Below are 14,238 nucleotides of genomic sequence, written 5' to 3'. Positions count from 1 at the left end.
ACGGCCGCTCGCGGCGGGGGACCCGGTCACCCGCCGCGACTCGTCAGCGCGTGGCCCGCAGGTCGTCGCCGATCGGCTCGCCGTTGGACAGCGCCGTGAACAGTTTCTCCCAGAGCGGCATCACGACGTGCGGCGTGTAGCCGTAGGCGGTCTCGGCGGCGACGGCACCCATGCGCAGCCGCAGCTCACGATCGCCCATCGCCCGGCCGAGCGCCTCGGTCAGCGCGGGGACGTTGCGTGCCGGCACCAGCAGGCCGTCCTTGCCGGGGGTCAGCACGTCGGCGGGCCCGGTGGGGCAGTCGAAGGCGACGATCGGCAGCGCGTGGCCCATCGCCTCGATCATCGCCATCGGCAGGCCCTCGATGCGGGAGCTGAGCACGTACACCGAGGATTTGGCCAGCTCCTCGTGGATGCGGTTGCTGCGGCCCATCAGCTTGATGCGGTCGCCGAAGCCGCCCTCGTCGATGCGCTTCTGCAGCTTCTCCTTGGACGGCCCGGTGCCGAAGATGCGCAGCTTCCACTCCGGGTGCTCCTCCGCGGTGGCGCCGAAGGCGGGGATCAGCATGTCGAACCCCTTCTGCGGCACCAGCCTCCCCACGGCGATCACGATCTTGCCGCTCTGGTCGGAGTGCTTGCGCTCCTCCATGTGCACCGCGTTGGGGATGCGCACCACCGGCGTGCTCTTCAGCACCTTGCGGTACTCGCGGCGGCTGGTCTCGGTCAGCACGGCGATGGTGTCGAACGCGCCGTAGTGGCGGACGATCTGCTCGCGCACGGCCTCGTGGTAGGAGGCCAGGTTCATGTGCTCCTGGGCGACGCGGATCACGCCGGAGGTGGCGCGGCGGGCCGAGGCCAGGTTGAGCGCGGGGCGGGTGGTGACGAGGATGCCGTCGCGCAGGCTGGAGACGTAGTCGATGACCGCGCCCTCGACGCGCTCGGTGAAGTACTCGGCGGCGAACTCGCCGTACGGGACGATCTTGCCGCGGGCCCGGCGCCACACCTTGCGCGCCAGGGAGTCGGGGACGATCCCGTCGCGCTGGTCCACCAGCGTCGACAGCCGCACGCGGGGGTCGATGGCGAACTGCGGCTCGTCCCTGCGCCGGACCACGCTGACGATCTCGACGTCGTGGCCCGCCTCGGCCATGGCGTTGGCCTGGTTGACCACGGTGCGGATGGTGCCGCCCATGCCGTAGGCGTGCAGGAGCATGTAGCGGATCTTCACGTCAGGTACTCCCAGGTCCTGCACATGTCCTTCAGCGCGTCAGGGATCTGGTCGGGGCCGGGCAGTTCGCGACCGCGTTGTACCGTTCCCGAGCGGATCTTGTCCTTCCAGTCGCCCAGGCCCTTGGTGACGACGTCGGGCGTGCCGTAGGAGAGCAGTTCGGGCGCCCAGGGCACCGTGAGGAACTCGCAGATGCCCCGGCCGATCTTCTCGGGGTCGGCGGTCAGCTCCTCGTAGCGGACGGTCAGGCCGGGCAGGGCCTTGCGCGCCCGCTGCACGGCCTTCATGTACCGCAGCGCGTCGGCGGCGGCCTCGTCGGGGGTGCGCTTGCCGGGGCTGGCCTCGTGCCAGGACGACGCGATCGAGGCGGGGTGGCGCAGCAGGAACACGAACCGCGCCTGTGGCCAGCACGCGGACAGCCGCTCGTAGGCGAACGCGTTGGCGGGCGTCTTCTCGACGATGTACTTCTTGCCGCTGCGTACCAGCTCGCGATGGAGCACGCGGTCCCACAGCAGGTGTTCGAGGTCGGCCCGGTCGTGGCCGAGTGCCTCCATGGCCTTTTCCGCCAGCGAGGTATCGAATTCCACTCTCAACCGGCGTACGTGCAGCTCGTGGGGAGCGTGCAGGTCCGGGTGAGCGTTGAGCATCGCCCGCAGCAGCGTCGAGCCCGATCGAACCGGCGAGATGATGAAGACCGGAGCCTGCACGAGGCGATCGGTCTTGGGATCCGCCGGCGGCCGGAAAGGCGTTTCTGGTCTTTTGACCGCAACCTTTTCCGGCGCCTTCGTCGTAGCCGCTTGCCCTGCTTTTCCTACTCGGTTGAACTGGAATCCGGTGTACCTGGCCAGCGCTCCGTTGATCGTGCGCTGCCACTTCATGACCTGGAGGCTACCTGGCGTACCTGGAAATTGCCTGAACGAGAACGGTGGCTTAACGCGGAACCACCGGCAGCGTGAGGTAGGAGTCGGGAAAGATCCGTTGATTCTGGACGACCAAATCAGCCGCCGTGGCGAACGCCGCCGGACCGCCCGTTCCGGGGTTGCGGTCGAAGCGCGGGAAGTTCGAACTGGAGATCTCCACCCGGACGCGGTGACCCGCCTTGAAGACCTGGCTGGTGGCGACCAGATCGACCGTGTACGTCCCGGACGGCGTCGAGGTGCGCACGATGCCGTCGATCACGCTCATCGCCCGCCCGTCGGGGTGGACGTCCACCAGCTTGGCCGTCCAGTCCGTGGCCGCGGCCGAGGTCTCGGCACGCAGCGTCACCGACACCGGGCCGGTCACCTCCAGGTCGGCGCCGAGCACGTCGGAGGTGTAGCAGAGCACGTCGGGGCGGCGCTCCACGTCGCGCTGGTCCTGCGGGCCCGCGTTCGTGGGGTCGGGCAGCAGGGTCGGGCCGCCGGTGGTGGGCACGGGGTCGCGGGGGTCGAAGACGAAGACGGCCGGCTCGGGGGAGACGGGCGGCTCGGGCGACAGCAGGCCGTCGGAGTGCAGGTGGTAGCGGGTCTCGACGGCACGGGCGAGCGGCCACGACTCCTCGTCGCGCCACACGTCGTCGCCCATCACGAAGATGCGCACGGCCGGCCCGGTGTCGCGGCCCTGGAGGAAGGCGAGCTGCCGCTGTTCGAGCCCCGTCGCCTGCGCCGAGGCGGCGAACCCGAAGTCCAGCCGCCCGGTGCCGGACGAGCCCGAGGTCAGGTGCGACCAGGGCCCGACGACCAGCGGGCCGCCCAGGCGGCGGTGGTTCTCCAGCGTCCCCCGCAGGAACAGGTCGAACCAGCCCGCCACGTGCATCACCGGCACCTCGACGCGGTCGTGCCGCAGCGTCTCGGCCAGGTCCTGCCAGTACGCGTCGCGCTCGGGGTGCGAGATCCAGTCGTGCCACCACGGGATGCCAGGGACGGCGTCCAGCGGCAGCGTCCGCACCGCGCTCGCCTGGTCGGTCAGGACCGGCAGCAGCGCGCCGAACGCCGCCCCGGTGTCCTCGCCCGCCTGCGCGGCGTGCATCAGCCCGAGCGCTGCCTGCATCGCGCCCCAGTTCAGCGCCGAGCCCAGCGCGAACGCCCCGCCGTGGTACTTCAGGCCGTCGTGGAAGTCGTGCGGCGTCATGGACGCCACCACCGCCGTCAGCCCCGGCGGGCGGGTGGCCGCCGCCTGGAGCGCGCACCCCGCCAGGTACGACATGCCGCTCATCACGACCTCGCCGTTCGACCACGGCTGCGAGGTGATCCAGGCGATCGTGTCGTGGCCGTCGTCGCCCTCGTCCAGCCACGGCCGGAACTCGCCGTCGCTGTTGCCGCGCCCCCGGCAGTGCTGCAGCACCACCGCGAACCCGGCCTCCAGCGCCGCGGTCACGGGGATCATCCGCATCGCCCCCTCCCCGTACGGGGAGCGCGCCAGCAGCGCCGGGTACGGCCCGCCCTCCGCGCGGCGGTGCACCGAACCGCGCAGCACGGTGCCGTCGCGCATCGGCATCGGGGTGTCGTACTCGACGGTGACGCGCATGGGCGGACGGTTGAGTTCCGGCATCGGGGCCTCCAGGCTCGCTCAGGTGAGGGTGTAGGCGTCGTAGCGGACGGCGGAGGCGGCGCGCGCCGCCGAGGCCACGGCCAGCGTACGGTTGAGCCACAGGTAACGCCGGTCGCCGGTCTCGAAGCGGCAGAACAGCCGGAAGTAGTACTCCGCCGGGTCCACCTCCTCGCCCCGCGCGAGCCGGTCGAGCACCTCCGGCGGGCCGTGCCGCACCCCGCTGGTGGAGATGTAGAGCAGCGCCCCGTCGTGGGTGCGCAGCGTGTACCGGGTGTCGATGCTGCACGCGCCGTCGGCGTGCACGACCTGCCAGTCCGCGCCGCCGGGCAGCACCACGCCCGACAGGCGGGGCCCGTCGAAGGAGCCGCCGACGATGTTGATCACGCGGCGGCGGCCCCACGGGGAGTCGCCGAGGTCGAGGATCGGGTCGAGTTCGACATGGAAGGCGGCCAGCGGTTCGAGGTGCATCACGTGGTGACGCTCCAGGAGGGGCGCTCGCTCAGCGCGACCGGGTCGAAGCCGGCCGTGCGCTTGTAGGAGGCGGCGATCTCGGCCCGCTCCGCGTACGGGATGACCTGCTCGATGTCGTCGAACCCGCCGGGCGCCCGCTCGTGGGCCAGCTTCAGCACGACCTCCGGGCCCATCTCGCGGTTCGACCGCTGCAGCGCCGTCGTGGCCGGACGGCGCAGCCGCTCGTACGCCGCCAGGTCGCCGCGGGCCAGCGCCCACGCCAGCACCCGCGCGTCGATGACGGCCTGGGACGCGCCGTTCGAGCCGATCGGATACATGGCGTGCGCGGCGTCGCCGAGCAGCGTGCGGTTCCCCTCCGTCCAGCGGGGCAGCGGGTCGCGGTCCACCATCGGGTACTCGTACGCGCTCGCGGCGCCGGCGATCAGCCCCGGCACGTCCAGCCAGTCGAAGCGCCAGCCCGCGAAGTGCCCGGCGACCTCGACCGGGTCGGCGGGACGGTTCCAGTCGCCGCGCTCCGGGGCCCGGCCGTCGAGCGGGCGCTCGGCGATCCAGTTGATCAGGGTGCGCCCGCCGGTCTCGATCGGGTACGCGACGAACTTCCGCGTCCCGTCCCCGGCCATGATCATGGACCGGCCGGTCAGGAACGGCTCGCCGTATGTGGTGCCGCGCCACAGCACCAGGCCGTTCCAGGGCGGCGGGCCCTCGCCCGGGTACAGGTGCGCGCGTACGGCCGAGTTGATGCCGTCCGCGCCGATCAGCAGGTCCTCCGTGCCGGGGCCGGTGATCCGGCTGCCGGTGCGCACGGCGTCCGGGCCGAGCCGGTCGAGCACCGTCTCCAGCAGCAGCATCTGCAGGCGGCCCCGGTGCACGGAGTACTGCGGCCAGGCGTAGCCCGCGCCGAGCCCGCGCGGCTCGGACCAGATCGGGGCGCCGTAGCGGTTGAAGTAGGCCAGTTCGGCGGTGGCCACGCCGATGGCGGCCAGCCGGTCGGCCAGGCCCAGTTCGGTCAGCTCCCGCACGGCGTGGGGCAGCAGGTTGATGCCGACGCCGAGCGGCCTGAGCTCGCGGACGGCCTCGTGCACGGTCACGTCCGCGAACCCGGCCGCGTGCAGGCTGAGCGCGGCGGTCAGCCCGCCGATGCCGGCTCCGGCGATGACGATGCGCACGGATCCTCCCCGGGGAGATTGTTATGGCCGAAACAATATCCCGGGTACGCGTCCGCCTGCGCAAGACTTGACCCCGTGAACCCAGCCGGCCAGAGCCTCCCGCCCGACCTCGAGTACGGCGCGTACGCGCGGGACCGGCTGGCCGCCATGCCGCCACCGGCCGACCCCGAGGCGTTCTCGCTGGCCTACCACCTGCTCCAGCTCGCCTACCTGCTCGTGACCGACCTGGAGACGCGCATCCACCGGCCGCGCGGGTGGACGCTGCCCGGGTTCCGGCTGATGTTCAAGCTGTGGCTGCTGGGCCCCACCCAGCCGGTCCGGCTCGCCGAGATCTCGGCCATGTCGCGCTCGGCCGTCACGAACGCGGTCAACACGCTGGAGCGGGGCGGCCTGGTCGAGCGCCTGCCGGTGCCGGGCGACGGCCGCGCGGTGGTGGTCGCGCTGACGGAGGCGGGGCAGGAGGCCGTGCGCGCGGCGTTCGCCGAGCAGGCCCTGCGGGAGGAGGAGTGGTTCGCGCCGCTCGGGGAGGGCGAGCGCGAGTATCTGACCGCGCTGCTCACGCGCATCCTGCGCGCGCGCCCGGCCCTGTGAACGATCCGCTCAGACGGATCGGGCCGCTCAGACGGGCCGGGGGCGGCTCTGCGGCCGTCCGGGCTGCGGGCCGTCCGGCTTCGGGGTCAGGTGGCGCAGTCGATCGTGAACCAGACGAGCTTGCCGTTGTCCACCGTCGAGACGCCCCAGTCGGCGGCGACGGCACCGACGATCTGCAGACCCCGGCCCGAGAGCGACTCGACGCCGGGGGAGCGTTGAAAGGGCACGCCGTCGCCCGGGTCGAACACCTCGCCGCACAGCCGGCCCTCGCGTTCCTCCAGCCGCAGCGTGTAGGCCGAGCCGCCGTGGCGTACGACGTTGGTGACGAGTTCGCTGACGATGAGCAGGCAGTCGTCGATGACGTGGGTCAGGCCCCAGCGGCCGAGTTCGGCCCGGACCAGGGAGCGGGTCTCGCCGACACCGGCGGGAACGGACGGCAGCAGGTACTCCACCGTGCGGGCCGGCGTAGCCGGCGCGGAGTCGGCTCGGGGGGCCAGGTGGGGGGCCATACGCATCACGTCTCTCGCATTTGGGAGCGCTCCCACACCAACCATAAGCGTTGGCCTTCACACTTGGGAATGCGCGGCGGAGAAGTTTCCTCAGGGAATGCGGGCGACGGCCCCGTAGTTGCCCGACGTGCTGGGCTGCTCGCGGCAGGCCAGGTCGCCGGCGCCGGGGCGCCACTCCGGCACCCACACCAGCCCGGGGGAGAGCAGGTCGAGCCCCTCCAGCAGACCCGCGACCTCGTCCCTCGACCGGATCGCGAGGTGCGGCAGGGTCATCGCGATCAGGTCGCGGATGGCCGGCAACAGCTCCGGCGGGACGCCGTCGAACGTGGTGTGCAGCAGGCCCAGGAAGCTGCCCGCCGGCGCGGTGTGGCGCAGTCGTTTGACGACGTAGTGGGCGTACTCGTCGTCGTGGAGGCTGTAGGCCGACAGCAGCAGCACGGCCACCGGACGGTCCCAGTCGATGTACGTGCGGACCACGTGGTCGCCGAGCACGTCGTCGATCTCGCGCACGTCGCCCTCCACCACGCGGACCAGGTCGGTGAAGGGTTCGATGGTGGCCTGCGCCATGGTGACGACCATCGGGTTGCTCTCGACGTACAGGACGCGCGGCCGGCCCGCCGCCGCCTGGTGGGCCACGTCGTGTAAGTGGTGCCGGGGCGACGGCCCGCTGGGGATGCCGCTGCCCACGATCAGGTACTGCTCCACGCCTTCGTCGGCGGCCAGGTGACGGATCACCCGGGAGAGGAACTCGAGTACCGCGCGGGCCGCCGTGGTGAGGGCGGGAGCAGCCTGGTCGAAGTGGCGGACGGTGTCCCGGTCGGCCAGGAAATGGTTCTTCCCGCCGGCCGCCGCGTCGAAGATCCGGGTGATCCTGGCCTGCGTGGTCTCGAGCTTGGCCAAGTTCCGGACGGCCCGCTGGTGCATGAGCGTTGCCCCTTTCCCCTCGCCGCTCACCTTTGTCCGGGTAAGCGATCTTTGGACCTCACTCGATGACTCGAACCATATGTTCCAACAATTCCAGTCAATGACAACACGCTAGACCGGATGTCTTGGAAATGTTTGGCCGCTGCGTCGTGGTGGCAAGGCAGCTCTGCCGGGCGGGACATACCCGGCAGAGAACGCGGGGAATCCTGTGACCGATGGGTCAGTCGGTGCCGGCCTCCATGGCGGCGTGGTCGAGCAGCTCGTCGTCGTCGGGCACCTCGACGTCCTCGCCGCGCGTGGCGATCGCCTCGGCGCCGCCCTCGGGCATCGCGCCGATCAGCCCGGTGGCGGCCTGCCGCGCCGGGCCCAACAGCGTCTCGTGCCCGACCATGCCGAGCCCGGCGTACTGCTCCAGCTTGGCGCGGGAGTCGGCGATGTCGAGGTTGCGCATGGTGAGCTGGCCGATGCGGTCGAGCGGGCCGAAGGCGGCGTCCTCGGTGCGCTCCATCGACAGCTTGTCGGGGTGATAGCTGAACGCCGGCCCCGCCGTGTCGATGACCGAGTAGTCTTCGCCGCGCCGCAGCCGCAGCGTCACCTCGCCGGTGACCGCCATGCCGACCCAGCGCTGCAGCGACTCGCGCAGCATCAGCGCCTGCGGGTCGAGCCAGCGGCCCTCGTAGAGCAGCCGGCCCAGCTTGCGCCCCTCGACGTGGTAGCTGGCCAGGGTGTCCTCGTTGTGGATGGCGTTGACCAGCCGCTCGTAGGCCGCGTGCAGCAGCGCCATGCCCGGCGCCTCGTAGATGCCCCGGCTCTTGGCCTCGATGACGCGGTTCTCCACCTGGTCGGACATGCCCAGCCCGTGCCGGCCGCCGATGGCGTTGGCCTCCAGGACCAGATCGACGGCGGAGGCGAACTCCTTGCCGTTGATCGTCACCGGCCGGCCGCGCTCGAACCCGATCGTGACGTCCTCGGCCGGGATCTCGATCTCGGGGTCCCAGAACCGCACGCCCATGATCGGCTCGACGATCTCGATGCCGGCGTCGAGGTGTTCGAGCCGCTTGGCCTCGTGGGTGGCGCCCCAGATGTTGGCGTCGGTGGAGTACGCCTTCTCGGTGCTGGCCCGGTAGGGCAGGTCACGGGCGAGCAGCCACTCCGACATCTCCTTGCGCCCGCCGAGCTCGCTGACGAAGTCGGCGTCCAGCCACGGCTTGTAGATGCGCAGGGACGGGTTGGCGAGCAGACCGTAGCGGTAGAACCGCTCGATGTCGTTGCCCTTGAAGGTGGAGCCGTCTCCCCAGATCAGCACGCCGTCGTCGAGCATCGCGCGCACCAGCAGCGTGCCGGTGACCGCGCGGCCGAGCGGGGTCGTGTTGAAATAGGTGCGGCCGCCGGAGCGGATGTGGAACGCCCCGCAGGCCAGGGCCGCCAGGCCCTCCTCGACGAGGGCCTCCCGGCAGTCGACCAGCCGGGCGATCTCGGCGCCGTACGCGCTCGCGCGGCCCGGCACCGAGGCGATGTCGGGCTCGTCGTACTGGCCGATGTCGGCGGTGTAGGTGCAGGGCACCGCACCCTTGTCGCGCATCCACGCGACGGCCACGGAGGTGTCGAGGCCGCCGGAGAAGGCGATCCCGACGCGTTCGCCTACGGGGAGGGAGGTGAGCATCTTGGACACGAGTAGAAGTATATACACATGAATGCATGACCATTCAATTTCCACCCCCCGAATCGGCGTGCCGGGGCGAAAGGAGCGGCCGGACGACGTGGTCCGGTCGCTACGATGGCCGCCATGCCCGCCGAGCGTCGCCCCAACCGGGGGCCGAGTGCCGCCGCCGAGAACCGCGCGGCCCTGGTGACGGCGGCTCGCGAGGTCTTCGCCACCGCCGGCTACGATGCCCCGCTCAGCGCGGTCGCCCGCCGGGCCGGGGTCGGCCAGGGCAGCCTCTACCGGCACTTCCCCGACCGCGTCAGCCTCGCGCTGGCGGTGTTCGAGGTCAGCGTCGCCGAGCTGGAGAGCCGGGCCGCCGCTCCCGGCGTCACGCTCGCCGACGTGCTGGCGCTCATCACCGAGCAGACCGTCGCCTCGACCGCGTTCATCGCCATGGTCAGCGTCCCGGCCCGCCCCGACCCGCGCCTGCGCGCCCTGCGCGAGCGGGTGTCCGGGCTGCTGGACAGCAGGCTCCCGGCGGCCCGCCTGGCCGGCCTCGTGCGTGCCGACCTGACGGTGGACGACCTGATGACCGCCGTGGGCATGATCGCCGGAGTCGTGTCCAGGGTCCCGGCCGCCGACCGGGTCGCCACCGCCGAGCGCCTGTGGAGCCTGCTGCACCGGGGCATCGACCCCTGAGCGCGGGCCGGCCCGCTCACCAGCGGACCGGAACCTCCTCCAGCCCTCCGACGATGAGCCCCTCGCGACGCCTGAGCGACCCGGCCGGCACGGCCAGCTCCAGCGTGGGCAGGCGCTCCAGCAGCACGTTGAGCACGGTCTGCAACTCGGTGCGGGCCAGCGACTGGCCGAGGCACGCGTAGGGGCCGGCGCCGAAGATCAGGTGCGGGTTGGGGGAGCGGCTCAGGTCCATCTCGGCGGCGTCCTCGAAGGCGCGCTCGTCGCGGTTGGCGGCGGACAGGCTGCAGATGACGGTGCTGCCCCGGGTCAGCGTGGTGTCGCCGATCTCGACGTCCTGGCCGATGTAGCGGGGGATGCCGAAGCCGAAGTTGGCGTCGTGGCGCAGGCACTCCTCGACCGCCGTGCGGATGAGCGAGCGGTCGGCGACCAGTCGCTCCCAGCGCGAGCGGTCGGCCAGCAACATCGCGACCATCTTGCCGATCATGTTGGCGGTGGTCTCGTGCCCGGCCACCAGCAGGCCCTTGGCGGTCATCGTCATGACCTCCTCGGTGACCCGGCCGTCGAGCGCGCCGACGAGCGAGATCAGCTCGCTGATCAGGTCGTCGCCGGGCTCGGCGCGCTTGGCCGCGACGTGCGCGCTCATGTACGCGGCGAACTCGGCCTGGGCGGCGTCGATCTCCTCCTGGGTGTACCTGGTCAGGCTCAGCATGGTGTCGGACCAGTACGCGAACCGGTCGCGGTCGGAGTCGGGCACCCCGAGCAGGTCGCAGATCACCCACACCGGCAGCGGGAACCCGAGCGCGGGCACCAGGTCGGCGGGCGCGCCGCGCTCGATCATCTCCGCCACCAGCCGGACGGCCGTCGCCTCGATGCCGGGCCGCATGGCCGAGACGCGCTTGGCGGTGAACGCCTTGCCGATCAGCTTGCGCCACTCCCGGTGGGCCTCGCCCCCGACGCTGGTGCCGCCGCTGGCGAACACGCCGCCGGACTCGTTGGCGGTGATGCTGGCGGCGTCCTCGGCCACGAGGTGGTGGGTGAAGCGCGGGTCCGACATGAGCTGCTTGACGTCGGCGTACCGGGTGAGCAGGAGCGCCTCGTCGCCGCTGGCCAGCCTGATCGGCGCGACGGGGCAGCCCTGGCGGAGCCCGGCCCACTCCGCCGGCGGCTCCAGCGCGCCGGGCGCGGGGAAGGGGTAGTGCGGGACCTGCTGATCGGTGCTGCTCACCATGCCTCCTGCATCGGGGAAGGTCCAACCGGACAGTGATGTCCGGTTGTTACGATAACCGCTCCCCGGGGCGCTCGCCGACCGGATCGGCATGGGTGGCCGCGCTGCCGCAGGGGACGTGGCAAAATTTAAATCAACTGCTTGACTTACGCTGACCTGCCTGATTGGCTGTGCCCGACCATGCTGGTCATAGTGCGTCATGGCGAATGTCAGTGAGCGCCTTCCGCGACGCTCCCACCTCCGAGGAGGTTCGATGAAGGTCACCGTCGACGAGGACAAGTGCTGCGGCGCCGGTCAGTGCGTGCTGCTCGCGCCGGAGGTGTTCGACCAGCGCGAGGAGGACGGCATCGTGCTCCTGCTGGAGGCCGAGCCGGGCGAGGGGCAGCACGCCCTGGTCCGCGAGGCCGCCGCCGTCTGCCCGGCGGGCGCGATCGAGGTGGCCGGATGACCGGCACGCTGCCCGCCTTCCCGGGCGTCCGGGCGGAGCGGTGCCCGTTCGACCCGCCGCCCGCGATCCAGGCGCTGCAGAAGGAGGGGCCGCTGACCCGCGTGCGGCTGTGGGACGGCAGCACCCCGTGGCTGGTCACCACCCACGCCGAGCAGCGGGCGCTGCTGGGCCACCCGCAGGTCAGCGCCGACGTCACCCGGCCCGGCTACCCGCTGTCGGCGCCCCGGCTCAACGGCTCGCTGAGCTTCATCCTCATGGACGACCCCGAGCACGCCCGCCAGCGCCGCATGGTGCAGGCCGCGTTCACGGTCCGGCGGGTCGAGGGCATGCGCCCGGCCGTGCAGCGGATCGTGGACCGCCTGATCGACGACCTGCTCGCCGGGCCGAAGCCGGTGGACCTGGTCGAGGCGTTCGCGCTGCCGGTGCCCTCGCTGGTGATCTGCGAGCTGCTCGGCGTCCCGTACGCCGACCACGACTTCTTCCAGGACCACAGCAGGATCCTCATCAGGCGGGTCACCCCGCCCGAGGAGCGGGCCGCCGCCGGCGGCCGGCTGCTCGACTACCTCGACCGGCTCGTGGGCGACAAGCTCGAACATCCGGGCGACGACCTGCTGTCGAAGGTGGCCGAGCGGGTCAGGGCGGGCGAGCTGACCCGCGAGCAGGCCGCCCAGATGGGCGTGCTGCTGCTCGTCGCCGGGCACGAGACCACCGCGAACATGATCGCGCTCGGCACCCTCGCTCTGCTCCAGCACCCCGACCAGCTCGCGGTGCTGTGCGGGAGCGACGACCCCAAGGTGGTCGCGGGGGCGGTGGAGGAGCTGCTGCGCTACCTCAACATCACCCACGGCGGACGCCGCCGGGTGGCGAAGGCGGACATCGAGATCGCCGGCCAGGTCATCCGCGCCGGCGAGGGCATCATCCTGGCCAACGACGTCGGCAACCGCGACCCCGAGGTCTTCCCCCACCCCGACGAGCTGGACCTGGGCCGCGACGCCCGCCGCCACGTGGCCTTCGGCTTCGGCGTGCACCAGTGCCTCGGCCAGCCGCTGGCCCGGCTGGAGCTACAGGTCGTGTACGGCACCCTCTACCGGCGCATCCCCACCCTGGCCCTGGCGGCCGGGCTGGAGCAGATCCCCTTCAAGCACGACGGCCAGGTCTACGGGGTCTACGAGCTGCCCGTCACCTGGTGACCTTCGCGCCGGACCGGATCAGGCCGTCGATCCGGTCCGGCGCCGGTGTACAGCGGGTCGGCCCATGACCGCCGGCGCGTTCGGGGCGGTCGCGCAGCGGTACCCCGCCGAGATGGGCCGGTCCGGAGTGGCGGCAGTCGGAAGGCACCTGCGCGACAGGGTGAACCCCGCCCCCTCGGAAGGGCTCGATTTCGTCAACACCGGAGTGCGGCTCGTCACTGACGGGCTCGTGGCCGGTATCGAGGGCATCAGCTCGGCAGAAGGCGCGAAGGAGTGCCGGTAGGCCGCGAAAGCACCGTCACGAGGAGCGCGACCTGACCACGACAGAAACCGCCGGCATGACGGCCGCCGAGACGGTCCGGCGGCGGCCGCTCATGCCCTCTCAGCCGGTGCGGCGCGTCCTGCACCGTCACCCCGGCGCCCCGCTGTCGCGGTCGCCCGCGCGGTGGCGTTCGGCGGCGAGGTCGTGGTGCTCGACGAACCCACGGCGGCGCTCGGCGTCAGGGAGCCCGAGCAGGTGCTCGGGGCGTCAGGGAGCTGCGTGCCCACGCCGCGCGACCACACCATGCCGGAGGCCGTCGCGATCATGACGGGCGCGGCGAACGCGAAGGAGGAACGGGCATGAGCACGCCCCGGAAGATCATCCTCGACACCGATCCGGGCGTCGGCATCCGCGGCACGGACGCCGACGACCCGATCGCCCTCATGCTGGCGCTGGCCGATCCGCGGCTGGAGCTGCTCGGCGTCACCACGGTGTTCGGCAACTGCCCGCCCGCCCTGGGCGCGCGCGGGGCCGCCGCCGTGCTGGCCGCGGCCGGGCGCTCCGACGTGCCGGTGGCCGTCGGCATGCGCACCCGGCTGGACGGCACGCTGCCCGGCGTGCTCGCCGAGGCGTATCAGGGGGCGCGCGGCGAGCCCGGCACGATCGAGCTGCCCGACCTGGCCACCGCGGCGGTACGGGAGCACGCCGTGGACTTCCTCGTGGACACCGTGCTGACCCACCCCGGCGAGGTGACCGTCGTCGCGATCGGCCCGCAGACGAACCTGGCCATGGCCATGCTCAAGGAGCCCGAGGTGGCCGCGAAGCTGCGCTCCGTGGTGTTCATGGGCGGCGCGCTCGGCCTGGAGTCCCGCTACGGGCGCGGCAACGTCACCTCCGTCGCCGAGTGCAACATCTGGTACGACCCGCGGGCCGCCGACATCGTCTTCCGCTCCGGCGTCGACCTCACGATGATCAGCCTGGACGTCACCAACCCGGCCACCGGCCTCGTCCTGTCCGAGGAGACCATCCGGGGCATCGACCGCGGGGCCTCGCGCATCGCCCCGATGCTGGCCGACGTCTGCGCCACCTACCTCGACGCGCCCATGTTCGAGTGGGCTGACGGGTGCGTGCTGTACGATCCGCTCGCCGTGGCGGTGGCCGCCGACCCGGACGTGGCCTCGTTCGCGGACATGGCCGTCGGCGTGGAGACGGCCGGCGAGCTGACCGCCGGGCAGACGGTCCCGCTGCGCGGCCAGGACCCCAACGTGCACGTCTGCGTCGGCGTGGACGGCCCCCAGGTCGTGGACGACATCCTGCGCACCATCCTGACGATCTGAACGAAGAACGACCTTGAGCA

16 protein-coding genes are annotated in these 14,238 nt (G+C 71.9%); 7 read left to right on the top strand and 9 right to left on the bottom strand.

The annotated features are described in order from the left end of the window. Positions 1 to 43 precede the first annotated feature (43 nt). The 5 genes from FAF44_RS15125 to FAF44_RS15105 all read right to left on the bottom strand — a co-directional run bounded on the left by FAF44_RS15125 (position 44) and on the right by FAF44_RS15105 (position 5,388). A complete protein-coding gene (locus tag FAF44_RS15125) occupies positions 44 to 1,222 on the bottom strand; it encodes a glycosyltransferase family 4 protein (protein WP_237103778.1) in 1,179 nt (392 codons plus the stop codon). Continuing rightward, positions 1,219 to 1,929, bottom strand: a complete 711-nt coding sequence (locus FAF44_RS15120; RefSeq protein ID WP_237103777.1) for a sulfotransferase — start codon at positions 1,927 to 1,929, stop codon at positions 1,219 to 1,221. The genes FAF44_RS15125 and FAF44_RS15120 overlap by 4 nt, the downstream gene beginning before the upstream one ends. Before the next feature lie 223 nt (positions 1,930 to 2,152). Next, the gene (locus FAF44_RS15115) at positions 2,153 to 3,751 is read right to left on the bottom strand and encodes a CocE/NonD family hydrolase (RefSeq protein WP_237103776.1); all 1,599 of its coding nucleotides are present in this window, start codon (positions 3,749 to 3,751) and stop codon (positions 2,153 to 2,155) included. Positions 3,752 to 3,769: 18 nt separating this feature from the next. Then, positions 3,770 to 4,219, bottom strand: a complete 450-nt coding sequence (locus FAF44_RS15110) for a DUF3237 domain-containing protein (protein ID WP_237103805.1) — start codon at positions 4,217 to 4,219, stop codon at positions 3,770 to 3,772. Continuing rightward, entirely contained in the window at positions 4,219 to 5,388 is a 1,170-nt protein-coding gene (locus FAF44_RS15105; RefSeq protein WP_237103775.1) for a flavin-dependent oxidoreductase, read from the bottom strand. The genes FAF44_RS15110 and FAF44_RS15105 overlap by 1 nt, the downstream gene beginning before the upstream one ends. Before the next feature lie 75 nt (positions 5,389 to 5,463). Here FAF44_RS15105 and FAF44_RS15100 point away from each other — a divergent pair, with 75 nt between their 5' ends. After that, complete coding sequence (locus tag FAF44_RS15100) at positions 5,464 to 5,979, top strand: MarR family winged helix-turn-helix transcriptional regulator (RefSeq protein ID WP_237103774.1); 516 nt, start codon at positions 5,464 to 5,466, stop codon at positions 5,977 to 5,979. Positions 5,980 to 6,065: 86 nt separating this feature from the next. On the opposite strand, the gene FAF44_RS15095 is transcribed toward FAF44_RS15100, so the two are convergent. The 3 genes from FAF44_RS15095 to argG form a co-directional block, all read right to left on the bottom strand. After that, the gene (locus FAF44_RS15095) at positions 6,066 to 6,494 is read right to left on the bottom strand and encodes an ATP-binding protein (protein WP_237103773.1); all 429 of its coding nucleotides are present in this window, start codon (positions 6,492 to 6,494) and stop codon (positions 6,066 to 6,068) included. An 84-nt stretch (positions 6,495 to 6,578) separates the two neighbouring features. Further along, positions 6,579 to 7,388: an SAM-dependent methyltransferase gene (locus FAF44_RS15090; RefSeq protein WP_237103772.1), complete on the bottom strand. Its 810-nt coding sequence runs from the start codon at positions 7,386 to 7,388 to the stop codon at positions 6,579 to 6,581. 244 nt (positions 7,389 to 7,632) lie between these two features. Continuing rightward, entirely contained in the window at positions 7,633 to 9,084 is a 1,452-nt protein-coding gene (argG, locus tag FAF44_RS15085) for an argininosuccinate synthase (protein ID WP_237103771.1), read from the bottom strand. Positions 9,085 to 9,198: 114 nt separating this feature from the next. On the opposite strand from argG, the gene FAF44_RS15080 reads away from it, so the two are divergent. After that, positions 9,199 to 9,756 (top strand): TetR/AcrR family transcriptional regulator, encoded by a 558-nt coding sequence (locus FAF44_RS15080; RefSeq protein ID WP_237103770.1) that lies wholly within the window; start codon positions 9,199 to 9,201, stop codon positions 9,754 to 9,756. 16 nt (positions 9,757 to 9,772) lie between these two features. Here the strand turns inward: FAF44_RS15080 and FAF44_RS15075 are convergent, their stop codons facing one another. Continuing rightward, positions 9,773 to 10,984 carry a cytochrome P450 gene (locus FAF44_RS15075; RefSeq protein ID WP_237103769.1) on the bottom strand — a complete coding sequence of 404 codons (1,212 nt, stop codon included), beginning with the start codon at positions 10,982 to 10,984 and terminating at the stop codon, positions 9,773 to 9,775. Between the two features lie 250 nt (positions 10,985 to 11,234). Here FAF44_RS15075 and FAF44_RS15070 point away from each other — a divergent pair, with 250 nt between their 5' ends. From FAF44_RS15070 to FAF44_RS15050, 5 genes are all read left to right on the top strand, one after another. Then, on the top strand, positions 11,235 to 11,429 hold the full coding sequence (locus FAF44_RS15070) for a ferredoxin (RefSeq protein ID WP_237103768.1): 195 nt from the start codon (positions 11,235 to 11,237) through the stop codon (positions 11,427 to 11,429). Further along, entirely contained in the window at positions 11,426 to 12,619 is a 1,194-nt protein-coding gene (locus FAF44_RS15065) for a cytochrome P450 (RefSeq protein ID WP_237103767.1), read from the top strand. The genes FAF44_RS15070 and FAF44_RS15065 overlap by 4 nt, the downstream gene beginning before the upstream one ends. Before the next feature lie 64 nt (positions 12,620 to 12,683). Further along, positions 12,684 to 12,902 carry a hypothetical protein gene (locus FAF44_RS15060; RefSeq protein ID WP_237103766.1) on the top strand — a complete coding sequence of 73 codons (219 nt, stop codon included), beginning with the start codon at positions 12,684 to 12,686 and terminating at the stop codon, positions 12,900 to 12,902. Between the two features lie 162 nt (positions 12,903 to 13,064). Beyond that, positions 13,065 to 13,244, top strand: coding sequence for a hypothetical protein (locus tag FAF44_RS15055; protein WP_308193328.1), 180 nt, complete (start codon positions 13,065 to 13,067; stop codon positions 13,242 to 13,244). Beyond that, positions 13,241 to 14,218: a nucleoside hydrolase gene (locus FAF44_RS15050; RefSeq protein WP_237103765.1), complete on the top strand. Its 978-nt coding sequence runs from the start codon at positions 13,241 to 13,243 to the stop codon at positions 14,216 to 14,218. The genes FAF44_RS15055 and FAF44_RS15050 overlap by 4 nt, the downstream gene beginning before the upstream one ends. The last annotated feature ends 20 nt before the right edge of the window (positions 14,219 to 14,238 follow it).

It is taken from the genome of Nonomuraea sp. MG754425 (assembly GCF_021699195.1).
In the GTDB taxonomy this organism is placed as follows: domain Bacteria; phylum Actinomycetota; class Actinomycetes; order Streptosporangiales; family Streptosporangiaceae; genus Nonomuraea.
Note: the sequence above shows the minus strand (reverse complement) of the source record. Positions and strands in the feature narration are given on the sequence as shown.

Excerpts from the sequence above, each read along its gene's own strand:
- FAF44_RS15050 (WP_237103765.1), top strand. The coding sequence starts at position 13,241 with ATGAGCACGCCCCGGAAGATCATCCTCGACACCGATCCGGGCGTCGGC.
- FAF44_RS15110 (WP_237103805.1), bottom strand. The coding sequence starts at position 4,219 with ATGCACCTCGAACCGCTGGCCGCCTTCCATGTCGAACTCGACCCGATC.
- FAF44_RS15095 (WP_237103773.1), bottom strand. The coding sequence starts at position 6,494 with ATGCGTATGGCCCCCCACCTGGCCCCCCGAGCCGACTCCGCGCCGGCT.
- FAF44_RS15075 (WP_237103769.1), bottom strand. The coding sequence starts at position 10,984 with ATGGTGAGCAGCACCGATCAGCAGGTCCCGCACTACCCCTTCCCCGCG.
- FAF44_RS15060 (WP_237103766.1), top strand. The coding sequence starts at position 12,684 with ATGACCGCCGGCGCGTTCGGGGCGGTCGCGCAGCGGTACCCCGCCGAG.
- FAF44_RS15115 (WP_237103776.1), bottom strand. The coding sequence starts at position 3,751 with ATGCCGGAACTCAACCGTCCGCCCATGCGCGTCACCGTCGAGTACGAC.
- FAF44_RS15070 (WP_237103768.1), top strand. The coding sequence starts at position 11,235 with ATGAAGGTCACCGTCGACGAGGACAAGTGCTGCGGCGCCGGTCAGTGC.
- FAF44_RS15065 (WP_237103767.1), top strand. The coding sequence starts at position 11,426 with ATGACCGGCACGCTGCCCGCCTTCCCGGGCGTCCGGGCGGAGCGGTGC.
- FAF44_RS15080 (WP_237103770.1), top strand. The coding sequence starts at position 9,199 with ATGCCCGCCGAGCGTCGCCCCAACCGGGGGCCGAGTGCCGCCGCCGAG.